16 protein-coding genes and 4 tRNA genes are annotated in these 24,128 nt (G+C 64.1%); 13 read left to right on the top strand and 7 right to left on the bottom strand.

Annotated elements, in window-relative coordinates; translation table 11 throughout:
* Positions 1-53 precede the first annotated feature (53 nt).
* Complete coding sequence (locus CN538_RS15355) at positions 54-728, bottom strand: response regulator transcription factor (RefSeq protein WP_129591386.1); 675 nt, start codon at positions 726-728, stop codon at positions 54-56.
* 308 nt (positions 729-1,036) lie between these two features.
* On the opposite strand from CN538_RS15355, the gene CN538_RS15350 reads away from it, so the two are divergent.
* The 3 genes from CN538_RS15350 (at position 1,037) to CN538_RS15340 (ending at position 3,696) form a co-directional block, all read left to right on the top strand.
* Positions 1,037-1,429 carry an ArnT family glycosyltransferase gene (locus tag CN538_RS15350; protein WP_164999623.1) on the top strand — a complete coding sequence of 131 codons (393 nt, stop codon included), beginning with the start codon at positions 1,037-1,039 and terminating at the stop codon, positions 1,427-1,429.
* A 536-nt stretch (positions 1,430-1,965) separates the two neighbouring features.
* On the top strand, positions 1,966-2,628 hold the full coding sequence (locus CN538_RS15345) for a hypothetical protein (protein WP_106420003.1): 663 nt from the start codon (positions 1,966-1,968) through the stop codon (positions 2,626-2,628).
* Between the two features lie 276 nt (positions 2,629-2,904).
* Positions 2,905-3,696 carry a COG4705 family protein gene (locus tag CN538_RS15340; protein WP_106420002.1) on the top strand — a complete coding sequence of 264 codons (792 nt, stop codon included), beginning with the start codon at positions 2,905-2,907 and terminating at the stop codon, positions 3,694-3,696.
* A 644-nt stretch (positions 3,697-4,340) separates the two neighbouring features.
* Here the strand turns inward: CN538_RS15340 and CN538_RS15335 are convergent.
* The 4 genes from CN538_RS15335 to CN538_RS15320 all read right to left on the bottom strand — a co-directional run bounded on the left by CN538_RS15335 (position 4,341) and on the right by CN538_RS15320 (position 6,792).
* Positions 4,341-6,113 carry a phosphatase PAP2 family protein gene (locus CN538_RS15335; RefSeq protein ID WP_106420001.1) on the bottom strand — a complete coding sequence of 591 codons (1,773 nt, stop codon included), beginning with the start codon at positions 6,111-6,113 and terminating at the stop codon, positions 4,341-4,343.
* Between the two features lie 396 nt (positions 6,114-6,509).
* Positions 6,510-6,585 (bottom strand) — tRNA-Asn (locus CN538_RS15330).
* A 31-nt stretch (positions 6,586-6,616) separates the two neighbouring features.
* Positions 6,617-6,692, bottom strand: a tRNA-Asn gene (locus CN538_RS15325).
* Between the two features lie 24 nt (positions 6,693-6,716).
* Positions 6,717-6,792, bottom strand: a tRNA-Asn gene (locus CN538_RS15320).
* Positions 6,793-7,405: 613 nt separating this feature from the next.
* Between CN538_RS15320 and CN538_RS15315 the strand changes: the two genes are divergently transcribed.
* From CN538_RS15315 to argE, 3 genes are read left to right on the top strand one after another with little or no spacing between them, the layout of a single operon-like run.
* Complete coding sequence (locus CN538_RS15315; protein ID WP_242495212.1) at positions 7,406-8,581, top strand: YfcC family protein; 1,176 nt, start codon at positions 7,406-7,408, stop codon at positions 8,579-8,581.
* Positions 8,578-9,330 carry a FadR/GntR family transcriptional regulator gene (locus tag CN538_RS15310; protein WP_106420000.1) on the top strand — a complete coding sequence of 251 codons (753 nt, stop codon included), beginning with the start codon at positions 8,578-8,580 and terminating at the stop codon, positions 9,328-9,330. The genes CN538_RS15315 and CN538_RS15310 overlap by 4 nt, the downstream gene beginning before the upstream one ends.
* Complete coding sequence (gene argE, locus CN538_RS15305; protein ID WP_106419999.1) at positions 9,327-10,520, top strand: acetylornithine deacetylase; 1,194 nt, start codon at positions 9,327-9,329, stop codon at positions 10,518-10,520. The genes CN538_RS15310 and argE overlap by 4 nt, the downstream gene beginning before the upstream one ends.
* 125 nt (positions 10,521-10,645) lie before the next feature.
* Here the strand turns inward: argE and CN538_RS15300 are convergent.
* Both CN538_RS15300 and CN538_RS15295 read right to left on the bottom strand, forming a co-directional pair.
* Positions 10,646-10,722: transfer RNA gene (locus tag CN538_RS15300), tRNA-Met, on the bottom strand.
* Between the two features lie 146 nt (positions 10,723-10,868).
* Entirely contained in the window at positions 10,869-11,813 is a 945-nt protein-coding gene (locus tag CN538_RS15295; protein WP_106419998.1) for a choline ABC transporter substrate-binding protein, read from the bottom strand.
* Positions 11,814-12,153: 340 nt separating this feature from the next.
* Here CN538_RS15295 and betI point away from each other — a divergent pair, with 340 nt between their 5' ends.
* From betI to CN538_RS15260, 7 genes are all read left to right on the top strand, one after another.
* Positions 12,154-12,774 (top strand): transcriptional regulator BetI, encoded by a 621-nt coding sequence (gene betI, locus CN538_RS15290; RefSeq protein WP_106419997.1) that lies wholly within the window; start codon positions 12,154-12,156, stop codon positions 12,772-12,774.
* 108 nt (positions 12,775-12,882) lie between these two features.
* A complete protein-coding gene (gene betB, locus CN538_RS15285; protein WP_106419996.1) occupies positions 12,883-14,352 on the top strand; it encodes a betaine-aldehyde dehydrogenase in 1,470 nt (489 codons plus the stop codon).
* A 166-nt stretch (positions 14,353-14,518) separates the two neighbouring features.
* Positions 14,519-16,207: a choline dehydrogenase gene (gene betA / locus CN538_RS15280; RefSeq protein WP_106419995.1), complete on the top strand. Its 1,689-nt coding sequence runs from the start codon at positions 14,519-14,521 to the stop codon at positions 16,205-16,207.
* Positions 16,208-16,430: 223 nt separating this feature from the next.
* Complete coding sequence (locus CN538_RS15275; RefSeq protein WP_164999622.1) at positions 16,431-17,090, top strand: efflux RND transporter periplasmic adaptor subunit; 660 nt, start codon at positions 16,431-16,433, stop codon at positions 17,088-17,090.
* Between the two features lie 55 nt (positions 17,091-17,145).
* A complete protein-coding gene (locus CN538_RS15270) occupies positions 17,146-17,784 on the top strand; it encodes an efflux RND transporter periplasmic adaptor subunit (RefSeq protein ID WP_106419993.1) in 639 nt (212 codons plus the stop codon).
* Positions 17,781-20,891, top strand: coding sequence for an efflux RND transporter permease subunit (locus CN538_RS15265; RefSeq protein ID WP_106419992.1), 3,111 nt, complete (start codon positions 17,781-17,783; stop codon positions 20,889-20,891). Before CN538_RS15270 ends, CN538_RS15265 begins: the two co-directional genes overlap by 4 nt.
* Positions 20,888-23,980 carry an efflux RND transporter permease subunit gene (locus CN538_RS15260; protein WP_106419991.1) on the top strand — a complete coding sequence of 1,031 codons (3,093 nt, stop codon included), beginning with the start codon at positions 20,888-20,890 and terminating at the stop codon, positions 23,978-23,980. Before CN538_RS15265 ends, CN538_RS15260 begins: the two co-directional genes overlap by 4 nt.
* Positions 23,981-24,128 lie beyond the last annotated feature (148 nt).

Genomic DNA, 24,128 nt, shown 5'->3' with positions numbered 1-24,128 from the left:
ATGCCTCGCCTGTGAGTTCTCTTTTACGGAGCGCTCCACTTGGAATTTCGTTTTCACGCAGGTGCTGGGCCCAGGCAATAGCCTACGCCGCGGACCGTGACGATGGCATCTCGGTGGGTCATTTTTCGAAGCGCGTGAATGAATACCTGTACCGTGTTCGACTTGGCATAAAAGCCGGCACCATACAATATCTGCTCCAGCTGAGCTTTCGTGAACACGCGATACGGTTGAGAGGCCAGTGCCTTCAGAATCAATAGTTCCTTGGCGGAGGGATGGATCGGAAGGTCCTGCCACCTCACTTCCATCGTTGTCATGTCTATCATCAAGCCGCCGGCAGAGATGACTCGACCCGGAAGCTTGTCGGAACGTCTGCATTTGCAGCGCACCCTAGCAAGGACTTCCCTGGCATCGGTATCAGCCGTCAGGAAGTCGTCCGCCCCCGCGTCCAGAAACCGGGCCGCGTCTATTGAACTCATGGCATCGACAATGACGAGAATGGGGAGTTCTAGAAATTCTCGAAGACAACGCAGCGTCTTCAGGCTATTGCTGATATCAGCACCGCCGACCACAAGGATCAGGGCGTTGACATCGCCCGCTTCCACCGCCGGGATCGCCTGCTCGACGCGATGAAACAGCGTGACTCGTTGAGAAAGTCGTGCCAGACAGCGGCGCCACGGCTCAAGAGAGAGGGCACCTTCTCCATGAATCAAAAGATGCAATTCGATCACCCCGAAACCACGGGTTGTTATGATTAAATATCAGCAAGACATCTAGATGACTAACTACAGCAAAGCGACAGCCAATTACTTCATCGAAGTCACTATATTATAAAAATCTTATTTCGAGTTCAATGACACCTCCACCACCGGCTATTGAAAATCATTCCCATATCTGGCGCTCGGCAGCTAGTCTTCTCCGCACATAATGTTTTCCTAAGACTGTCTGGGCAAGCTGGCGGCAAAATCCAATGAGCAGCCTGCTTCACATGAATAGATTCCCTCTGCCTCGCTGGCTCACGGCTCCCCCCCGCGGAGACATGCTAGTCATCGCTCTGCTGTGGCTGTTGGCAGTCACCAGCGCCCTCTCCCGCTCTTTCCTTCCCATCGATGAAACGCGCTACGTATCCGTCGCGTGGGAGATGTGGCACACCCACTCATTCTGGGTGCCCCACATGAATGGCGAAACTTACGCCGACAAGCCTCCGCTGCTGTTTTGGCTGATACATGCCGGTTGGGCCATTTTCGGCGTCAACGAGTGGTGGCCAAAGCTCATCGGACCGCTGGCATCGCTGCTCGCATTGGGGCAGCTCTACCGCATCGCGAGGCAACTGGGGTACGCACAGACATCGGCGAGTCTGGCACCACTCGCACTCATGGCGATGCTGATGTGGAAGCTCTACAGCGGCGCGCTGAGTTCGACATCCTGCTGACCGCCTGCTTACTGGGAACCCTCAGCCCACTCGTCTCCGATCACTTCACCTGGCGCAAGCACTGGTCAGTGGGATATGCTGGGCTGGCCTGCTGGCCAAAGGGCCAGCGGTATTCGTAACACTGCTGCCGATCGTGGCCAGCATACCCTGGTGGCGCTCGGCACCGCTCGGCGGAGCCGGCTGGCGCCGACTGGCGCTCTCCCTGCTCATTGGCAGCGCACTGCTCGCAAGCTGGGCGCTCTCCGCCGCCTGGCTGGGCGGCAGGGATTACGCCCAGGATCTGCTATGGGGTCAGAGCGTCAATCGACTACAGAATTCCATGGCTCATGCCCGTCCTTTCTGGTGGTACTTCCCGCTGTTGCCGCTGCTGACATTTCCGTGGCTGCTGTGGCGTCCCGCTTGGCCCTTGCGCCCACGTCAATCACGCCAGCGACTCCTCTGGATATGGATGATCACCCCCATCGCCATTTTTTGCTTCATCAGTGGCAAACAGATTCATTATCTCATGCCTATGCTCCCGGCTCTGGCACTCCATCATGGATCGACTGGCCAGCAGCCCGACAGCACCCAACGCTGTCGTCCGAGCGCGCCTCCCCTCGCTCGCCATCGCCGTTCTGGGCATCGTTGGCTGCGGCTTGAGTCTATTCGGCAAGGGGGCCGTGGGTCCGGATAACCTGTCGACAACGGGCGCCGTCGCACTCGTCCTACTGGCAGTGGGGATATGGCGACAGCGCTGGCCAGATAGCGCTTCTGCCGCACGCGGGCTCGCCGTGGGTACCGGTATCGCGATCTTTGTGGCGACCCAGTGGATGATGGGGCCATTCTGGAGTCGGTATGACGTGAGGGCCCCAGGCGAGCTGCTGGGGACACTGGAGTCGAGGCAACTGCCGGTGGCTTACAATGGTGGGGGCTACCAGGCGACGTTCCAGTTCGCGGGGCGGCTGACGCGCCCCCTGATGACCCTGGACAATGCCGCCGAAGCTCTGTGCCGATACCGTCTCGCCTATCCCGACGGTTGGCTGGTCACGCGCCATCGGGATATCGACCAACTCGCCGTAGACGAGAGTGCCGTTCATCACTTCGACTATCGAAGCGGGCAGTTGGACATCCTTCCCATCAGCGCCATACGGCCCGAGGCGTTCGATCCAGACTGCGTCGCCCCCACTGACAGAGCCGAAAAGAAACATTCCATGGATTGATGAGCGACCGTGCGGCGCCTTCGGCGAGGGCTGGTGTCGAAACCTTCGCCGATTCCGCGGGGCAATGCGGCGAAGAAGAGCAACATGATCGACTCACCGGATAACAAGACGCGTCTTATTTCAGGGCGCGCCTCTACTCACGTCACTAGAAACCATCCATCGATAATCCTCACGGGATTGCGCTTTTTCGATAGTAGCGATCAGTTTGTCATAAGCCTTGTGACTCACACTGAAATGGCTCCCTAAAAAAGGGATGCCACCCACAGTGAGGACATCATGACGACACCATCACTATCCGCTGAACGTCGACCAAGCTGGACGAACAAGGTACCAGAAGTCACGCTGGTCTTCTGGCTCATCAAGATGATGTCGACGACCGTAGGAGAAACGGGCGCCGATTTTCTCAACTTCAATCTTGGCTTCGGGTTGACTGCCACGTCGCTATTGACCGGGATACTGCTAGCCTTGTTCCTGGCAGCCCAGCTCAAGGCCAAACGTTATATCCCCTGGCTTTACTGGAGCAACGTGCTCTTGGTCAGCGTGTTCGGCACCTTGGTGACCGATAATCTGACTGATCAGCTACATGTTCCTCTGATAGATTCGACACTGGTCTTTTCGACACTACTAATCGCTGTCTTCATCGTCTGGAAACGAACCGAAAGAACGCTCTCCATACATTCGATCACGACCTTGCGGCGCGAACTGTTCTACTGGACTGCCATTCTCGTCACTTTCGCACTGGGCACCGCAGCCGGCGACCTGGTTGCCGAAGATTTTGGCCTCGGTTACCTGCATGCGCTGCTCCTGTTTGGCTCATTGATCGCGCTCACCGCGTTTTCCTGGATCTTCCTGAAGGCCAACGCCATCGTCGCTTTCTGGATCGCCTATATCTTGACCCGCCCGCTGGGTGCCTCTCTTGGCGATCTCCTGACGCAGCCTGGCACCAACGGTGGACTTGGCCTGGGTAGCACGGGGACCAATGTCCTCTTCATATGCGCCATCATCGCCCTGGTCGGCTATCTTTCTCGACGGGAAAGGCGCGCAAGAGCGCTGAAAACGGCATCATGAGCTGAACGCAACTCTTTCCCGCTCCCCCTATCCCCAGCGACAGGCATACCATGCCTCGAACCTGGGATCAGCCTACGGGTTGATCCCAGGTTCGAGGTTGGGAGCCCCTCATTTTCCATGGCAAAGCTATCAGCTCCCCCCTGCCCAGACTCGCTACCCAGGCCACCCCATCGAGTAACAGAACCGGCAAACAGCTACCGCCGCCGTGAACCAAAGCGTGATGAAGACGGCGGAGGCGAGATGGCTGACAGGGCGCTCGGCGCGTTCGTCCGCCAGGCGACGAGTGATCTCAACTCGACTGCACTACGGCAGCAACGCCACCACCGGCGCAGGCGCTCATGACACGCCATCTTTCTGCTCCCTATTTCGCTTGCAAGGGGGGCCCAAGTCTTGCGCAGCCGTAAGCCAAAGTGCCGTTGCCTCGCTGGAGGTGACCCGATGGGCGGACAGGCCAGCGGATTGACGCAGCAGTCTCCTGGCCAACACCCCGCTGGCGTCGCGAGAAGACGGAATGTCGCGCTCCAGCGCTACCACTCCCAACAGACCGTCTCGTTGCTGCCATCTCAATGAGGCGACCCACAGCGGCTGAGACGATGGCCGACAGGTACCCTTGAGCGTGAAGTCAGTGGGCCAGACGTACAGAACTAGACGCCTGCGCGCCCCCCCGGCATGGCGTAGGTAGCAATCAGCGACGGGGGCCGCCCCACGTTGAGTCTTGGCAGGGCCGGCAGTGCCTTGTCGGGACTGGCGGGATTCAGCCAGTGGAGGGCACTCATCGCGGTCCAGGGGGTGTCGACTTGCCAGCCGGCATCACCCAAGCTCCGGCGCAGTGCACCCAACCCGCCCGCCCACTGCATGACCATGGGTTCTTCTCTGTCACCGCCCAGATCGATGCGACGCTGCGGCAATTGCTGATACCCACCCTTGGACCAGGAACTCCATGTCATCTGCTGGATGTCAGGTTGCGGGGTATAACGAGCACGATCAGCGGCCAAGTTCTGGTAGAGGTGATACGGCCACACCACGGCCAACGTCAGCAGAACCATCGCGAGCACTCCTCTTGCTTCGGCTGGTGGGGCATGGCGACGCTGATGACTGATCGCCAGCAGAATCACCCATGCCGTACCGATGGCCATCCCCGCGAGGACATCGGCCAGCCAATGCGCCCCAAGATAGAGGCGAGAGAGCGCGATCCATATGACGGTCATCATCGCCGCGCCGATCACCCAGCCACGCTGTCTTGCCGGCAAGCCTCGAGCGACGAGATAAGCCAGAAAGCCATACAGAACGGTATTGATGGTGGCGTGACCACTGGGAAAGGAAAAGGCTTCCCAACCGCTGTAAAGCCCGGCAGTAGGACGCGGCCAATGCACCATCGCCTTGATCACCGGCGTGAATAGCGCGGCTCCCCCTACCGCTGCCAACCAGTAGAGCGCCCCATGCCAAGCGCGGCGAAGCAATAGCCAAGCCGTCACTGCGATGGTGAGGCTGGTGGTCACGAAGCCATCTCCCAGCTCGGTGATCGCCAACATCACGGTGTCACCCCAGTGGGTCCGCAGCGCCTGCATCGCGTGAAAGACCGCCTGATTGGCCCTCACCAGCGGATCTCCCGCCATCAAGTTCTCAAGAAGAGCCGTAAACATCCATAGGCAGCCGAGTAGCATGGCAATCGCAGCGACCAGCATGAGCCCTTCACCGCTCAGGCTATTCATCAACCGATAGATGGTGCGCTGAAGTAACGTCGAACGCGGTCTGCACCACTCTGCCAGTCGCCCACTACCAGCTTTCAGCCACGTGACGCCGTGGGGCAGCATCACTCGGCGCGTCGTCCACACGACAAGCCAGCTCAACAGCAGTAAAAGCCCCAGCATCAGCACCAGCCTGATCGCGACCTGGGCAATGACCTGCAGCGACGCCCCCAGCGCGATACCGGCCAGCACGTGAGTGGCGGCCCACAAGACCGCCGAAGCAACGTTGAAGACGTAGAAACGCCCAGGCGACATCCCGCTCATGCCGGCGGTGAGAGGCACGAAAGCACGCGGCCCTTGGATGAAACGGGCCAGAAACACCCCTTTACCCCCGTGGCGCTGGAAAAACATTTCGGCTCGCGCGAGCCAACGCGGGTAACGACTGAACGGCCAGTAACCCGCGAGGCGGGCACCGTAGTGATGGCCAAGCCAGAAGGAGATCCCGTCGCCGGTGATCGCCCCGAACAAGGCAGCGAGAATCAGCGGTGCACTCGCTAGCGCACCGGTGCTGACCAGAGCACTGATACCCACGATCAGCATGGAACCCGGCACCAGAGTGCCGACGATCGGCAACGCCTCAGCCATGGCGGCCACACCGACTAGGAAATACGCCACCAGAGCATGCTGTGAGGCCAGTCGAGTGACCTCGGTAACAACGGCGTCCAGCATCGGCTACTGCTCCAGAATCTAGGGCGTGAAACGTTCATGTCCATGGACACGTCACCCTGTCAGCACGACGTTAAGAGCGCCTTATAGCCTTGTTCGCATAGCCAAGAGTGCGCGAATCACCCGGCGCCAGACAGCAGGGAACTCATCGAGACCTTGAGCCCTCTGTGGGTAGCCTCTGATGGGATAACGGGTAGGAAATAGCTGGGATGTGCTGGAGCTCAACCACTGGAGGTCATGACGCCTTGGGGGAAGGCACCCATCCGGAGAGGATCGAGACCAAGAGCGTTTCATCGCTCATGAGGTCTGACAGCCAATATTACACAAACAGGAAGGGACTTTTACTGGATACCGCTAGCGAGAAGGAATAGCGCCAATCGCAAACTCACTTGTGAGCGATGGCTCCCCGAACAGGACTCGAACCTGTGACCCAATGATTAACAGTCATTTGCTCTACCAACTGAGCTATCGGGGATCGATATGTTACCGGCAATGTGGGGCGATGATGGCTCCCCGAACAGGACTCGAACCTGTGACCCAATGATTAACAGTCATTTGCTCTACCAACTGAGCTATCGGGGATCGGATTCATCGCGTGCTGGCTGTTGGCTCCCCGAACAGGACTCGAACCTGTGACCCAATGATTAACAGTCATTTGCTCTACCAACTGAGCTATCGGGGAACATCTGTCAGCACGCGGCGTAGTATACGGGCTGGATTCGAGGCGTCAAGGGTGAATCGCACATCGGGTGAGAATTCCTGGCGCTGAATTTCTCAACGCAATCAATGTGCTGGGCACGCGACCGAAGAGAGCGCCCACCTCGACACGCCCCGCCGAGGGGCCTCCCGCCCTGCCCCGGCTACCTCCGCCTTGCCCGCCGCAGACGAGGCGGTGAGCGGGCACTATCGCGCACACTACCCCTGCTCGCCGCGTTGACACCCCTGCCCATCCGGCTTAGCGTCTATTCATTATAATCAATAGCGCTCCCCGACCGGCCGCGAGGCACCGACATACAGCCCGGCGGAGAGCGACGACAACAACAAGATCTCTCAGGAGGTGCCCATGACGGCACGCGATACCTCGACCCGCAAGCCCTGGTACCAGCGCATTCCGCACCCAGCCATTCTGATCTTCTGCCTGCTCTGCGCGGTCTGGCTGCTGACGCAGATCATCCCTGCCGGCACCTACGAGCGCCATGAGGTCAATGGACGCAGCGCAGTGATCCCCGACACCTTCCACCTGATCGACCAGCCGGCACCGTCGGTACTGCAGATATCACGCCATCCCGCTGGGCATGATCGCCGCGGCCAGCGTCATCGTGATCGTGTTCATCGGTGGCGGGCTGTTTCGGGTGATGGAGGCGACCGGCGCGCTGGAGAATCTGGTCGGCACCCTGGTCCGGCGCCTGGGTCGCGAGCGCCCCAGCGCCCTGGTGTGGCTGATGACCTTCGTCTTCGGCGCACTCGGCGTGGCCGTGGGCTATGAGAACAACATTGCGCTGATCCCCCTGGCGGTACTGCTCGGCCTGGCCCTGGGCGGCGACCGTCTGGTCGGCACCGCCATCGCCCTCGGCGGTGTGGGGATCGGTTTCGCCACCTCGCCGATCAACGTCTACACCGTCGGCGTCTCGGATCAGATCGCACAGCTGCCACTGTTCTCCGGCGCCGGGCTGCGCAGCGTGCTCTGTGTGGGCGCGCTGGCACTGCTGGCGCATCACACCAGCCGCTATCTGAAACGCGTGCGGGCGGATGCCGAAACTTCACTGCTCGACCGCGACGATCGCTCAGGCAGTCTGGACAAACCGGTCGAGAGCTACCGCCTGCGTGCTGCCGATATCCGCGTCCTCGCCACCTTCGTCGTCGGCCTGGCGATCATGCTCTACGGCGTCTTTGCCCATGGCTGGTACATCAACGAGATCTCCGGCGTGTTCGTGGCCATGGCACTGGCCATCGGCGCCATGGCCAAGCTCTCCCCTTCACGCATCAACCAGTACTTCTTCGAGGGGGCGGCCTCGGTGACCAGCGGCGCGCTGCTGGTGGGCTTGGCTCGTGCACTGCAGGTGATGATCGAGCAGGGCCATATCGGCGATACCATCGTCCATGGCCTGGCCGAGCCCCTGGCCAGCCTGCCGGTGCTGGTCTCGACCCTGGCGATGACCCTGGTGCACTCGGTGATCAACGTCTTCATCCCCTCCGGCAGCGGCCAGGCCATGGCTACCATGCCGATCATGATCCCGCTCTCCGACCTCATCGGCATGACCCGCCAGACCGCGATCCTGGCCTTTCAGGTCGGCGACGGGCTGACCAACATGGTGGTGCCCACCTCCGGCGGCACCCTGGCGATGCTGGCGATCGCCCGCGTGCCCTACGACCGCTGGGTACGCTTCTTTTTTCCGCTGCTGATCCAGGTATTCCTGCTCAGCTGGCTGGTGCTCGCCTTCGCGGTGGCGATCGGCTGGGGGCCGGCGTGAGCCGAAAACGGTCGGACCAGATCGCCGAGGGGCTGCGCCAGCGCATTCTCTCCGGCGAGCTGCCGCCTGGCGCCCGGCTGGAGAGCGAGGCCGCCTTGAGCGCACGCCTGGCCACCAGCAAATGGACCCTGCGCGAAGCGCTGAAGTCGCTCGAGACCCAAGGCCTGATTCGGATCCGCAGCGGTCCCGGTGGCGGTGCCAGTATCACCGAGGTGAGTGCATCCACCGCCAACGAGCTTTTGTGGAACTTCTGCTTCAGCCGCGACCTGTCGGTGGCGGACATCTACGCCCTGCGCAAACTGCTGGAGCCGATGCTCGCCCGCGAAGTCACCCCGCTGCTCGACGCGCCCACCCTGGCTCGCCTGAGCGCCACCGCCGGGCGCTGCTGCAGCCAGCGCCAGGCGGGGCGTGGTGTCGCCGAACGCGAGGACGAGCTCGATTTTCACAACCTGCTCGCCGCGGTCTCGCCCAACCCGCTGCTGCGGTTTCTGATCGAGTTCCTGAACGGCCTGTTGCTGAAAGTGGTGGCAGCCCAGCACCACGACCCGGCGCTGGCGGGGATCGATATCAACTACCACGGCCACGACTATCATCTGGAACTGATCGACGCTTTTCACGCCCGCGACGCCGAACGCGCCGAGGCCGTGATGTATGCCCACATGCAGGCCGCCGAGCGCTACATGGGCGAGCTGACTGCGCTCAGCCAGCGCGCCGGCGGCCACCAGAACGAGGAGACGAGAGACCTATGACGACACCTTCCGCGGATAACAACCACGCCCCGCGCACCCACTACACCGCGACCGAGATGCTCGCCGAACTGGTCGCCTTCGATACTGTCTCGCGCCACTCCAACCTGGCGCTGATCGAGTTCATCGAGCGTTATCTCACCGCCCACGGCGTGGAGAGCTGGCGCGTCGCTAACGACGATGGCAGCAAGTCCAACCTGCTCGCGCGTATCGGCCCGGCGGTCGAGGGCGGCGTGGTGCTCTCCGGGCATACCGACGTGGTGCCGGTGGATGGCCAGCCGTGGAGCACTGACCCATTCACCCTGACTGCCCATGACGGCAAGCTCTACGCCCGCGGCAGCTGCGACATGAAGGGGTTCATCGCCTGCGCCCTGGCAGCGGTGCCGCAGTGGACGGCGACAGAGCTATCCAAGCCGATATGGTTGGCATTCTCCTACGACGAGGAGATCGGCTGCCTCGGCGCACCGCGCATGATCGAGCGCCTGGTGGCGGACTTCCCGCGACCGGCAGTGGTGATAGTCGGCGAGCCGACGCTGATGCACCCGGTGACCCAGCAGAAAGGCATCACCTCGCTCAAGACCGTGGTGCACGGCGTGGAGTCGCACTCCAGCCAGGTCGACCAGGGCATCTCGGCGATCCATGTCGCGGCCCGTCTGGTCACGCGGATCGAAGAGATCATGGCCGAGATGGTCAGCGAGGGAGAGACCAATACCGACTTCAACGTCGCCCACTCGAGCCTCCACGTCGGCCGCATCCAGGGCGGCACCGCGATCAACATCATGGCCCGGGAGTGCAGCTTCGAGTGGGAGATCCGCCACCTGCCCGAGCAGGGCTTCGACGCCGTGTTCGCGCGCTTCGACACCTTCAGCCAAAGCCTGGAGCGAGAGCTCAAGGCCCGCGATGCGCGCTTTGCCATCGAGACCACGCCGCTGACGCACACCGTGCCCGGCCTCGCCGGCAGCGACAACCGTGATGCCATCGCTCTGTGCCGGCGCCTGCTGGGCGAGCGCGAGACCCAGGCGGTGGCTTACGCCACCGAAGCGGGCCAGTTCCAGAACGCCGGGCTCGAAGCGATCATCTGCGGCCCCGGCAGCATTACCCAGGCACATCAGCCAGACGAGTTCATCAGTGAAGAGCAGCTCGCCCAGGGCGAAGCTTTCATGCAGCGCCTGGGTGAGTACTTGCAGGCGTGATACGTGAGGCGCGAGCCATCAGGACGCCAAACCAGCACGAGGCGAACGCACAAAATACCGCATGCGGCAGAGAACGAGATCGAACAGTATTGAATAGGGAAAAGATCGAATACCGCGGGGGGAGTTGGTGGCTACGCCCTGATTCGAACAGGGGACCCCATCATTATGAGTGATGTGCTCTAACCAGCTGAGCTACGTAGCCATCCGGGGTGGTTGCCGTAAGGCAACGGTGGCGCACTATACCGGTGTCGGGTCGCGGCCGCAAGCCCTTGATCGCAAACCCTTGCCCGGGTGGCAACCGTTCCCGAACCGCAGCGGTTCGGGAACGGCGTCATCAGCCGCGCTGGCTCAGAGCCCCAGCGACTGCTTGACCGCCGGCAGGCCCGGTTGGCCGTCCACCGCAGTCACGCCTTCGAGCCATGCCGTCAGAGTGTCCGGATGCGCCTTGAGCCAGGCTCGGGCTGCGTCTTTCTCGTTCTGGCCCTCGTCCATGATCGCCCCCATCACCTGGTTCTCCATCGTCAGGGTGAAGCTCAGGTTGTCGAGCAACGGACCGACATTGGTGCACTCGTCGGAATAGCCGGCGCGGGTATTGGTGTAGACCGTGGCGCCGCCGTAGTCCGGCCCGAAATAGTCATCGGCCCCCGATAGATAGCCCATGTCGAAGTTGGTGTTCATCGGGTGCGGCTCCCAGCCGAGGAAGACCATCCACTCCTTGTTGCGGGTGCGCGCCTTCAGCTCGGCGAGCATGCCAGCCTCGCTGGAGTCGACCAGCTGCCAGTCGCCCAGCCCGTAGGCATCGTCGTCGATCATTTTCTGGATGATCATGTTGCCATCGTTACCGGCTTCGATACCGAACAGTTTGTGGCCGAACTGGTCGGCGTGGGCGTCCAGATCCTTGACCGAATTGACGCCGGCATCGAGCACGTACTGCGGTACCGCCAGGGTGTACTTGGCGCCTTCCAGATTGGCCCGCGGGCGCTCGACCTCGCCGCGCTCGATATAAGGGTCGCTGATCGACGCCATCGACGGCATCCAGTTACCCAGAAAGACGTCGAAATCGCCATTTTTCATCCCGGCATAGGCCACCGGCACGGAGACGGTGTCGGAAGACGGCTTATAGCCCAGCCCCTCGAGCACCACGCTGGTGAGCGCGGTGGTGGCCTGGATGTCGGTCCAGCCCACTTCGGCGAAGTGCACGCTCTGGCAGCTTTCCGGCACCGCCGCTTGGGTGGCAGCGCTGAGGCTCAGGCTGACGCCAGCGAAGGCCAGCAGTAGCGACTGTCGTTTCATGCAAGATCTCCCTGATACGAAAATGACACCCGCGCCCAGACTGCATCACCGTTGCGCAGCACCTAAGCACCCCTGCTCCTGGCTGCGCGCAGCGTTGGCGGCGGGCGACTTCCCGACTGTTGTGTGGCTTGCGGTTGAGGATCGGCCGATTCAATAACCAGTGATTATCGAATCATGCCATTTTCATTCAGGATAACAATAGCAGATTTTTTGTTGATTGACCGTTCAATAAAAAAATCGCATAATGCCGCTATCCTGATGTCGAAGAGCGCGTGTCGAGGCGCACGCCCCGGCGCTATTGCCGAGTATCCGCCGTTTCAGACTGCAGTAGGAGAGCCCTATGCCGAAAGTCGGAATGCAGCCCATTCGTCGCCGCCAACTGATCGAAGCAACGCTCGTGGCGATCGACGAGGTCGGTCTGGCGGATGCCACCATCGCTCGCATTGCCAGGCACGCCGGTGTTTCAACCGGCATCATCAGCCACTATTTCGACGGCAAGGATGGGCTGCTGGAAGCCACCATGCGCCATATCCTCGGCGATCTCGGCAGCGCCGTCAGCGAGCGCCGCCGCGCGCTGGGCGAGGCGCCGGCCCAGGCCCACCTGCACGCGATCATCGATGGCAACTTCGATCGTAGCCAGACCAGCCGCTCGGTGATGAAGACCTGGCTGGCGTTCTGGGCCAGCAGCATGCACCACACCAACCTGCAGCGGCTGCAGCGGGTCAACGATCGCCGTCTATATTCAAACCTGAGCAGCCAGTTCCGCCGCGTGCTGCCCAAACGCCAGGCGCGTGACGCGGCCCGCGGCCTGGCAGCACTGATCGATGGGCTGTGGCTGCGCGGCGCCCTGGCCCAGGAGGGGCTCGACGTGGAACGCGCCAGGCAGCTGGCCTACGACTACGTGCGTGAGCAGCTCGATACACCGCAACGCGCTCAGCGCCGCGCCAACGATTACGCCTGAGCCAGTCCCTCGCCCCCGACATCGGACTAGGCATTCGAATCAGACCCGCGAACCAGTCACTCGCATAAGACATTTGCCTCAGACACTCGACTTCGAAGGGAGACCACCATGGCACGACTCGAGACGCAGACACTCTACATCGACGGGCGTCGCACGCCGGCCAGCGGCGAGACCACCTTCGATGCCGTCAACCCGGCCACCGGCGAAGTGATCGCCAGCGTCCAGCAGGCCAGCGCCGCGGACGTCGACAAGGCCGTCGCCAGCGCCGCCCGCGCCCAGCGCGAATGGGCCGCCATGACCGGCATGGAACGCTCGCGCATCCTGCTCAAGGCGGTGGCCATGCTGCGCGAACGCAACGACGAGCTGGCCGAGCTGGAGACCCTCAACACCGGCAAACCGATCAGCGAGACCGCCAGCGTCGACGTGGTCACCGGTGCCGATGCCCTGGAGTACTTCGCCGGCCTGGCGCCCGCCATCGAAGGCAGCCAGATTCCGCTGCGCGAGGACTCCTTCGTCTACACCCGGCGCGAGCCACTGGGCGTGATCGGTGCCATCGGCGCCTGGAACTATCCGATCCAGATCGCCTGCTGGAAAGCCGCGCCGGCGCTGGCCGCAGGTAACGCGGTGGTGTTCAAGCCGAGCGAGGTGACGCCACTGACCGCCATGAAGCTGGCCGAAATCTTCACCGAAGCCGGCCTCCCCGATGGCCTGTTCAACGTGGTGCACGGCGACGGCAGCGTCGGCGCGATGCTGACCGAGCACAGCGGCATTGCCAAGATCAGCTTCACCGGCGAGGTCGGCACCGGCAAGAAGGTGATGTCGGCCGCCGCCGGCTCGACGCTCAAGGACGTCACCATGGAGCTGGGCGGCAAGTCGCCGCTGATCGTGTTCGAAGACGCCGATCTCGATCGCGCCGCCGATGGCGCGATGATGGCCAACTTCTACTCCAGCGGCCAGGTCTGCACCAACGGCACCCGGGTGTTCGTGCAGCGTTCGGTGAAAGAGGCCTTCGAGGCCAAGATCGTCGAGCGCGTCGAGCGCATCAAGGCCGGTGATCCGCTCGACCCGCAGACCAATTTCGGCCCGCTGGTGAGCTTCGAGCACCTGGAGAAGGTGGTCAGCTATCTCGATATCGCCAAGCAGGACGGCGCCCGGCTGCTGATCGGCGGTTCGCGCATGAGCGATGGCGACTTCGCCCAGGGTGCCTGGGTGGCGCCCACGGTCTACACCGACTGCGGCGACGAGATGCGCATCGTGCGCGAAGAGATCTTCGGCCCGCTGATGTCGATCCTGGCCTTCGATGACGAGGAAGAGGTGATCCGCCGCGCCAACGATACCGAGTACGGCCTGGCCGCCGGCCTCTTCACCGAGGGGCTCAACCGCGCTCACCGGGTGATCCATCGCCTCGAGGCGGGCATCTGCTGGGTCAACACCTGGGGCGACTCCCCGGCAGAGATGCCGGTGGGCGGCTACAAGCAGTCCGGCATCGGCCGTGAGAACGGCGTCGAGACGCTGGCGCACTATACTCAAACGAAGTCGGTGCAGATCGAGATGGGGCACTTCGCCTCCGTGTTCTGAGCACGACGTTCCCAGTACAACGTTCCCAGTACAACGTTGTGGACAACACGGGACGACGTCCAGGCGACGATCCAGGCGATGAATAGGCGGGCCATCACGGCCCGCCCTCTCCCCCACCTGCCCCCGCGGCTTCTCTCACCCCTTCGCTGACTCAAGGAGCGTGTGTATGCAACAGGCTCGCGAATACGACTACATCATCATCGGCGCCGGTTCCGCCGGCAACGTGCTGGCCACCCGCTTGACCGAGGACCCCGAGGTCAAGGTCCTGCTGCTCGAGGCCGGCGGCCCTGACTACCGCTTCGACTTCCGCACTCAGATGCCGGCGGCGCTGGCCTTCCCGCTGCAGGGCAAGCGCTACAACTGGGCGTTCGAGACCGACCCGGAGCCGCACATGGACAACCGCCGCATGGAGTGCGGCCGCGGCAAGGGCCTTGGTGGCTCGTCGCTGATCAACGGTATGTGCTACATCCGCGGCAACGCGCTGGACCTGGACAACTGGGCCAAGCGTCCCGGGCTCGAGGACTGGCGCTATCTCGACTGCCTGCCCTACTACAAGAAGTCGGAGACCCGCGACATCGGTCCCAACGACTTCCACGGCGGCGACGGCCCGCTCTCGGTGACCACGCCCAAGGCGGGCAACAATCCGCTCTACCAAGCCTTCATCGATGCGGGCGTGGAAGCGGGCTTCCCGCGCACCGACGACCTCAACGGCGCGCAGCAGGAGGGCTTCGGTCCGATGGACCGGACGACCACCCCCAACGGGCGGCGTTCGTCCACCGCGCGGGGCTATCTCGATATCGCCAAGCAGCGCGACAACCTGACCATCGTCACCCACGCCACCACCGACCGCATCCTGTTCGAGGACAAGCGCGCGGTCGGGGTCAACTACCTGCACAAGAACCAGCCGCAGCAGGCGCTGGCGCGTCGCGAAGTGCTGCTGTGCGGCGGCGCGATCACCTCGCCGCAGATCCTGCAGCGCTCCGGCGTGGGCAACCCGGCGCTGCTCGAGAAGCACGGTATCGAGGTGGTCCACGACCTCAAGGGCGTGGGCGAGAATCTGCAGGATCACCTGGAGATGTACATCCAGTACGAGTGCAAGAAGCCGATCTCGCTCTATCCCGCGCTCAAGTGGTACAACCAGCCGAAAATCGGTGCCGAGTGGATGTTCCTGGGCCAGGGCGTGGGCGCCAGCAACCAGTTCGAGGCCGGGGCGTTCATCCGCACCGACGATCGCGAGGAGTGGCCCAATCTGCAGTATCACTTCCTGCCGATCGCGATCAGCTACAACGGCAAGAGCGCGGTCGAGGCCCACGGCTTCCAGGCGCATGTCGGCTCGATGCGTTCGGAGAGCCGCGGCCGTGTGCAGCTCACCGACCGCGATCCGCGGAGCGCGCCCAGCATCCTGTTCAACTACATGTCCACCGAACGCGACTGGGAAGAGTTCCGCGCCGCGATCCGGGTGACCCGCGAGATCATCAACCAGCCGGCAATGGACGAGTTCCGCGGCCGCGAGATCGCTCCCGGCCCGGACGTGCAGAGCGACGCCGAACTCGATGCCTTCGTGCGCCAACACGCCGAGACCGCCTACCACCCCTGCGGCACCTGCCGCATGGGTACCGGCGATGACGCTGTGGTCGATGGCGAAGGCCGCGTGCACGGCCTGCAAGGGCTGCGGGTGATCGATGCCTCGATCATGCCGATCATCGTCACCGGCAACCTCAACGCCACCACCATCATGATCGCCGAGAAGCTGGCCGACCGCGTGCGCGGCAAGACGCCGCTGCCGCCGGCCGAGGTCGACTACTACGTCGCCAATGGTGCTCCGGCACGCAAGACGCCGGCACGGGCCTCCTGACGCAGCCTGCTGAGCCCGGTCACCGCCTCCCAGCCCGGCCACGATGGTCGGGCTTTTTTGTCGTCGCACGACCACGATTCCGAAGATCGAACCCGTGTGCGCAGGTTGCGCATTTCGTGAACACTGTTCCGTTAGACTGCGAATCTGTTTAGCCTGTCACAGTTTGCGTCTACGCTTCTGGCGCAGGCTCATCACGAACGCCGTCCAAGGATTGCCCCCGCCCATGTCGTCTTCGCCTACTCACCGCCCTCGTCGTCCGCTGCGCTGGTTGCTGCTGATTCTGCTGCTGGTCGTGCTCGCCGGGGTCGCCTATCGCCTGTTCCTGGCTCCGGCGGACAAGGCCACCCCGCCCGCCGGCGCAGGTGCCCCGGCCACCGCGGTGTCGGCGGTCAGCGCCAGCCGCGGTGACCTGCCGCTGCGCCTCAGCGCCTTGGGTACCGTGCGTGCGCTCAATAGCGTCGATATCCGCACCCGGGTCGAGGGCGAGCTGACCGAGGTGACCTTCGACGAAGGCGACCGAGTGGAAAAAGGCCAACTGCTGGCGCGGATCGATCCGCGCGACTACCAGGCAGCGCTGGCCCAGGCCCAGGGCCAGCTACGCCAGAACCAGGCCCAGCTGGCCTCGGCGCGTGAAGACCTGGCGCGCTATCAGAAGCTGATCTCCACCAACTATGTCTCGCGCCAGGAGCTCGAGCAGCAGCGCCAACTGGTGCGCCAATACGAAGGCAGCGTGGCCGCAGACCAAGCGGCGGTCGACAGCGCCCAGGTGCAGTTGGACTACACCGTATCACTGCGCCCTTCAGCGCGGCGTGTGTGGGTATCCGTAATGTCGACCCCGGCAATATCGTGCAGTTGGGTGACAGCGACCCCATCGTCACCCTGACCCAGCTCGATCCGATCTCGGTGATCTTCTCGCTGCCAGCCGCTACGTCGACACCGTGAGGGCACGCCTGGCCGCCGGCGAGCATCCGGCGGTGAGCGTGACCGGCCCCGACGGCCAGACCGTCAATGGCCAGCTGACCAGCGTCGACAGCCGCATCGACAGCGCCACCGGTACCATTCGCCTGCGCGCCATCCTGGACAACCCCAGTGGCGGGCTCTACCCCAACGCCTATGTCGACGTCAGCCTGATCTCGCAGACCCTGCGCGACCGCGTGATCGTGCCCGAGCCGGCGATTCAGACCGGCCAGAACGGCGACTACGTCTACGTGGTCAACGCCGACGACAGCGTCACTCGCCGCGAGGTCGAAGTGAGTGCCAGCGAGGGCCATCAGAGCGCTATCACCAGCGGCCTCGAAGCCGGCGAACGCGTGGTGGTGGATGGCGTCGACAGCCTGCGCGACGGCGCCAAGGTGCGCGTGGTCAGCGATGCCCTGCCGGGAGAGTCCACCGACGAGAGCGATAGCGGTGCGGGCAGTGGTGGAGATAGTAGTGGAAATAGTAGTGGAGATAGCGGCGGAGATAGCGGCGGAGATAGCGGCGGAGATCGTGGTGGAGACAGCGCTGATACCAGCGCCGCTCAGGCAGGGGCGGCCTCGGCCGCGCCGGCGGGAGGCGCGGACGGCAGCGCCTCATGAACCCCTCTCGCCTGTTCATTCTGCGTCCGGTCGCCACGTCACTGATCATGCTGGCGATTCTGATCGCCGGCGCCCTGGCCTACCGCCTGCTGCCGATCTCGTCGCTGCCGGAGGTGGACTTCCCCACCATTCAGGTGACCACGCTCTACCCCGGCGCCGGCCCGGACGTGATGCTCTCCCACGTCACCTCGCCGCTGGAGGATCAATTGGGCGAGATCGCCGGACTCGAGGACATGAGTTCGACCAGCACCGGCGGTGCCTCGCTGATCACCCTGCGCTTCGCCCTCGACTCCGATCTGGGGGTCGCTGAGCAGGAGGTGCAGGCCGCGCTCAGCCAGGCCGAGACCCTGCTGCCGGACGATCTGCCGCGCCCGCCCAGCTACAGCAAGGTCAACCCCGCCGATGTGCCGATCATGACCCTGGCGGTGAGTTCGAAGAGCCTGCCGCTGACCCGGGTCTACGATCTTGTCGATACGCGCATGGCGCAGAAGATCGCCCAGATCAGCGGCGTGGGCCAGGTCAAGCTGGCCGGCGGCCATCAGCCGGCAATAAGGGTCAGCGTCGACGCGCGCCAGTTGGCCGCCCACGGCCTCGATCTAGCCGCGGTGCGCAGCGCCATCGCCGCGGCCAACGTCAATCAGGCCAAGGGCACCCTCTATGGCCCCTACCGCGCCTATACCATCGATGCCAACGATCAGCTGCTCTCCGCCGACGGCTATCGCGATCTGGTGCTCAAGAGCGACGCTAACGGCGTGCTACGTCTGGGCGACGTCGCCGAAGTCAAAGAAGGGGCTGAAAACGCCTATCTCTCGGCGCGTGCCAATCAGGACGGCGCGATCCTGATCGACGTGCTGCGCCAGCCCGGGGCCAACGTGGTTGCGGTCGCCGACAGCATCAAGCGCACCCTGCCGCAGCTCGAACGCACTCTGCCAGGCAGCGTCGACGTGCGCGTGCTCACCGACCGCACCACCACCATCCGCGCCGCGGTCAAGGATGTGCAGTTCGAGCTGATGCTGGCGATCGCGCTGGTGGTCATGGTCACCTTCCTGTTTCTGCGCAACATCCCCGCCACGCTGATCCCCAGCCTGGCGGTGCCGCTGTCGCTGGTGGGCACCTTCGGCGCCATGCAGCTGGCCGGTTTCAGTCTCAACAACCTCACCCTGATGGCGCTGACCATCGCCACCGGCTTCGTCATCGACGACGCCATCGTGGTGCTGGAGAACATCACCCGCTACATCGAGAAGGGCGAACGGCCGCTGGCTGCCGCGCTCAAGGGCTCGCGCCAGATCGCCTTCACCATTCTCTCGCTGACGGTATCGCTGCTGGCGGTGCTGATTCCGCTGGTGTTCATGAGCGGTGTGGTCGGGGTGCTGTTCCGCGAGTTCGCGCTGACCCTGGCGATCTCGATCGTGATCTCGGCCTTTGTCTCGCTGACGCTGACCCCGATGCTCTGCGCGCGCTGGCTCAAGCATCGTCCGGAGGCAGCCGAAGAGAGTGACGACGAGGCGCTGGTACGCGGCCGCCAGGGCCTGTTCGGGCGGGTGACCCGCGGCTACGAGCACGCCCTCGACTGGGTACTGCGCCATCAGGGCCTCACCCTCGGCGTGGCCGTGGCCACCCTGGCGGTGACCGCGCTGCTGTTCGCGTTCACCCCCAAGGGGCTGTTCCCGGTCCAGGACACCGGCGTGATACGCGGCATCACCACCGCCACCCAGTCGACCTCATTCCAGGCCATGTCGGCCCGCCAGCAGCAGCTGATCGATCGCCTGCTCGCCGATCCGGCGGTGGCGAGTCTCTCCTCGAGCATCGGCATCGACGGCACCAACACCACCCTCAACAGCGGCCGGGTGACGATCAACCTGAAGCCACTGGACGCGCGCGACGACCTCCACACCGTGCTTGCGCGGCTGCGCCAGGCGAGCCGCGACATCCCCGGGCTGACGGTGGCGCTGCAGCCGGTCCAGGATCTGACCCTGGAAGACACCATCAGCCGCTACCCCTATCAGTTCGCGCTGACCCAGGGTGACCGCGCCACCCTGGACGCCGACGCCGCCAAGCTGCTCGCCCGGCTGCGTCAGGCGCCGGCGCTGGCCGGCGTCTCCAGCGACGTGCAGAACGCCGGGCGCAAGCTCCAGGTGACCATCGACCGCGCCCGTGCCGGGCGTCTCGGCGTCAGCGTCGCCGATATCGACGATGCCCTCTACGACGCCTTCGGCCAGCGCCTGGTCTCGACCATCTTCACCCAGGCCAGCCTGTATCGGGTGGTACTTGCCGCCAACCACGCCGACAGCGACGGCCCGGCAGCGCTCTCGCGGCTCTACGTGATCAACGCCGACGACGAGCGCATCCCGCTGACCACCCTGGTCAGCCTGCACGAGACCACCACCCCGCTCTCGCTGCAGCGTCAGAACCAGTTCCCCTCGGCGTTGATGTCGTTCGCGGTGGCCGACGGTCACTCACTGTCAGAAGCCTTCGCGGCTGTCGACCAGGCGGCGGCGGACACCCTCAGCGACCAGACCACGCTCTCCTACCGTGGCGCGGCACTGGCCTACAACGACTCTACCGGCGACACCCTGTGGCTGATCCTGGCCGCCATCGTCACCATGTATATCGTGCTGGGGATTCTCTACGAGAGCTTTATCCATCCGTTGACGATCCTCTCGACCCTGCCCTCGGCGGCGATCGGCGCCCTGCTGGCACTGCAACTGAGCGGCGGCGCGCTGGGCCTGGTCGCGGTGATCGGCATCATCCTGCTGATCGGTATCGTCAAGAAGAACGCGATCATGATGATCGACTTCGCCCTCGAGGCGCAGCGCGAGCGCGGCATGGCCCCGGCGCAGGCGATCCACACCGCGGCGCTGCTGCGCTTCCGGCCGATCATGATGACCACCTGTGCCGCCCTGCTCGGGGCGCTGCCGCTGATGTTCGCCAGCGGCTACGGCGCCGAGCTGCGCCAGCCGCTGGGATTGACCATGGTCGGCGGGCTGCTCTTCAGCCAGCTGTTGACGCTGTTCACGACGCCGGTGGTGTATCTGTTCTTCGACCGCCAGGCGGCGCGCTGGCGGCGGGACGCGCCGAACACGGCCGCCGACGAGGCTGAGGCATGAGTCTCTCGGCGCCCTTCGTCCGTCGCCCGGTAGCCACCCTGCTGCTGGCGCTGGCAGTGGTGATGCTGGGCTCGCTGGCCTACCAGCGGCTGCCGGTGGCGCCGCTACCCAACGTCTCCTTCCCCACCATCCTGGTGATCGCCAATCTCACCGGCGCCAACCCGGAGACCATGGCATCGAGCGTGGCGACCCCGCTGGAGCGCTCGCTGGGGCGCATCCCGGGCATCACCCAGATGACCTCCAGCAGCAGCAGCGGATCGAGCCGGATCATCGTCCAGTTCGATCTCGACAAGGACATCAATGTCGCCGCCCAGGAGGTACAGGCAGCGATCAACGATGCCCAGCCGCTGCTGCCCAGCGCCATGACCAGCCGCCCCAGCTACCGCAAGCTCAACCCTTCGGCAGCGCCGGTGCTGATTCTCTCGGTCACCTCCAACACCCTGCCCACCGGCGAACTCTACCGCCTTGCCGATACCCAGATCGCCCCGCCCATCGCCCAGGTCCAGGGCGTTGGTGATGTCAGCGTCGGCGGCAGCTCGTCGCCGGCGGTACGCGTCGCCCTCGACCCGCGCCGGCTCAACCACGCCGGCATCACTCTGGACGCGGTGGCCGGAGCGCTGCGTGCCGCGACCACCCAGTCGCCCACCGGCTTCGTCCAGAACATCGACCACCGCTGGGAGATCGATACCGATTCGCAGCTGCTCGAGGCCAGCGATTACGACCAGGTGGTGATCAAGCGCGGCACGCATGGCGCCACGGTACGCCTGGGCGATGTCGCCACCGTTCGCGACGGGGTCGAGGATCGCTACAACGTCGGCTTCCAGAACGATCGCCCGGCGGTGCTACTGGTGATCAGCGCCGCCAGCGGGGCCAATATCATCGAGACCATCGCCGGGGTGCGCGAACGCCTCGACAGCATCCGTGAAGCGCTGCCGGGGGATGTCGATCTCAGCGTCGAGCTCGACCGCGCGCCGGGTATCCAGGCCTCGCTGCACGAGACCCAGCTGACGCTGCTGCTGGCGATCGCCCTGGTGGTGCTGGTGGTGTTTATCTTCCTGCGCAACGCGCGCGCCACCATCATCCCCAGCGTTGCCATTCCGGTCTCGCTGGTGGGCACCTTCGCCATGATGCGGGTGTTCGACTTCTCCCTCGACACCCTGTCGCTGATGGCGCTGATCGTCTCGATCGGCTTTCTGGTCGACGACGCCATCGTGGTGGTGGAGAACATTGCGCGCCATATCGAACGCGGCGTACCGCCGCTGCGGGCGGCGCTGGACGGCGCCCGCGAGGTGGGTTTCACGGTCACCGCGATGAGCGTCTCGCTGGTGGCGGTGTTCATCCCCCTGCTGCTGCTGGGCGGCTTCATCGGGCGGCTGTTCCACGAGTTCGCGGTCACCCTCTCACTGGCCATCGCCGTATCGCTGCTGGTCTCGCTGACGCTGACGCCGATGCTCTGCGCGCGCTGGCTCAAGCCCGGCCGCGCCCAGGAGCCGCGCTGGTCGCGCGCGATCGCCGGGTTCGGCCGACGCTGTCTCGATCTCTACGCGCGCACGCTGGACATCGCGCTCAAGCACCGTCGGCTGACGCTGCTGTCGCTGCTCGGGGTGATCGTGCTCAATGGTTATCTCTACGTCGCAGTCGACAAAGGGTTCGTTCCGGAGCAGGACACCGGGCGTCTGCTCGGCACCATGCGTGCCGACCAGGCGTTATCGTTCGACGCTGCCTCGGACAAGCTGCGCCAGGTTCGCGAACGCCTCACCGCCGACCCCGCGGTGGCCAGCGTGCTGGGCTTCATGGGCGGTCGCGGCCCAGGTCGCGGCGGCGCCTCGGCGACGCTGTTCATCACCCTCAAGCCGCAGCGCACCCAGTCGACCCAGGCCATCGGCAACCGCCTAATGGCCGGCCTGCAGGGCATGCCCGGGGTCAGCACCTTCATGTTCCCACTGCAGGACATTCGCGTCGGCGGCCGCTCGACCAGCGCCTCGATGTACGAGATCACGCTCAAGAGCGATGACCTGGCCCTGCTCGGCGAGTGGTCGAAGAAGGTGCAGACGGCGATGGAGGGCGTCGACGGTATCACCGCGATCGACAGCGACAACCGCGGCGAAGGGCAGTCGGCCAAGCTGGTGGTGGATCGCGACCTGGCCACGCGCCTGGGCGTCGACATGCGCAGCATCGATACCGCCCTGGGTCAGGCCTTCGCCCAGAGCAAGATCGCCAGCCTTTACGATGCCGACGAACAGCGTTACGTAGTGATGGAGGTGGCGGGGCCCTATCGCCAGGGGCCGGAAGCCATTGGCGATCTCTACGTCAGCGGCAAGGACGATACCCTGGTGCCGATCGCCGCGTTCAGCCACGTCGAACGCAGCACCACGCCGGTCAGCGTCAACCACCAGGGGCAGTTTGCCGCCGCGACGATCTCGTTCAACCTCGAGGACGGTGTCTCCCTCGGCGAGGCCACGGCGCGCATTCGCGCAGCGGTCGATGCGCTGCGCCCGCCCACCGCGGTTCAGGTCGACTTCGAGGGCAGCGCCGGCACCTTCCAGAGCGGCATCGAGGCGATGCCGTGGCTGATCCTGGCGGCGCTGGTCACCGTCTATCTGGTGCTGGGCATTCTCTACGAGAGCTATATCCACCCGCTGACGATTCTCTCGACCCTGCCCTCGGCGGGGGTCGGCGCGCTGCTCGCCCTGATCGCGCTGGATACGCCGTTCACCCTGATCGCGCTGATCGGCATCATCCTGCTGATCGGGGTGGTGAAGAAGAACGCCATCATGCTGATCGACTTCGCCGTGATCTGCGAACGCGAGCAGGGTATGAGCCCGCTGGAGGCGATTCGTCACGCCGCCCTGGTGCGCTTCCGCCCGATCATGATGACCACCCTGGCGGCGATCCTCGGTGCTCTGCCGCTGTTGCTGGGCACGGATGAGAACGCCGCCCTGCGTGCCCCACTGGGGATCACCATCATCGGTGGTCTGGTGGTCAGCCAATTGCTCACGCTCTACACCACGCCGGTGGTCTATCTCTATCTCGACCGTCTGCATCGGCGCCTACGCCCGCGGCAGCTGGCCACCGAGCAATCCGGCTGAGCGCTAGCGAGGAGTAAGACGCGCCGCGTTCAAAGGGTGTTTACAAATTCGACGAGCGAAGGCAAGACAAGGCGAAATCGACCGAAAAAACGGAGTTTACACGAGGTAAATGAGTATTTTGAGGTCGATTTCAACGCCGTATTGTCGA

The organism is Salinicola tamaricis (assembly GCF_003006155.1).
GTDB lineage: Bacteria > Pseudomonadota > Gammaproteobacteria > Pseudomonadales > Halomonadaceae > Salinicola > Salinicola tamaricis.
Note: the sequence above shows the minus strand (reverse complement) of the source record. Positions and strands in the feature narration are given on the sequence as shown.

Bases quoted from the DNA above. Each gene is read 5' to 3' on its own strand.
- CN538_RS15340 (WP_106420002.1), top strand. From the start codon at position 2,905: ATGACGACACCATCACTATCCGCTGAACGTCGACCAAGCTGGACGAAC.
- CN538_RS15275 (WP_164999622.1), top strand. From the start codon at position 16,431: ATGTCGTCTTCGCCTACTCACCGCCCTCGTCGTCCGCTGCGCTGGTTG.
- CN538_RS15350 (WP_164999623.1), top strand. From the start codon at position 1,037: ATGCTAGTCATCGCTCTGCTGTGGCTGTTGGCAGTCACCAGCGCCCTC.
- argE (WP_106419999.1), top strand. From the start codon at position 9,327: ATGACGACACCTTCCGCGGATAACAACCACGCCCCGCGCACCCACTAC.
- CN538_RS15260 (WP_106419991.1), top strand. From the start codon at position 20,888: ATGAGTCTCTCGGCGCCCTTCGTCCGTCGCCCGGTAGCCACCCTGCTG.
- CN538_RS15295 (WP_106419998.1), bottom strand. From the start codon at position 11,813: ATGAAACGACAGTCGCTACTGCTGGCCTTCGCTGGCGTCAGCCTGAGC.
- betI (WP_106419997.1), top strand. From the start codon at position 12,154: ATGCCGAAAGTCGGAATGCAGCCCATTCGTCGCCGCCAACTGATCGAA.
- CN538_RS15335 (WP_106420001.1), bottom strand. From the start codon at position 6,113: ATGCTGGACGCCGTTGTTACCGAGGTCACTCGACTGGCCTCACAGCAT.
- CN538_RS15315 (WP_242495212.1), top strand. From the start codon at position 7,406: ATGATCGCCGCGGCCAGCGTCATCGTGATCGTGTTCATCGGTGGCGGG.
- betB (WP_106419996.1), top strand. From the start codon at position 12,883: ATGGCACGACTCGAGACGCAGACACTCTACATCGACGGGCGTCGCACG.
- betA (WP_106419995.1), top strand. From the start codon at position 14,519: ATGCAACAGGCTCGCGAATACGACTACATCATCATCGGCGCCGGTTCC.
- CN538_RS15345 (WP_106420003.1), top strand. From the start codon at position 1,966: ATGGATCGACTGGCCAGCAGCCCGACAGCACCCAACGCTGTCGTCCGA.
- CN538_RS15265 (WP_106419992.1), top strand. From the start codon at position 17,781: ATGAACCCCTCTCGCCTGTTCATTCTGCGTCCGGTCGCCACGTCACTG.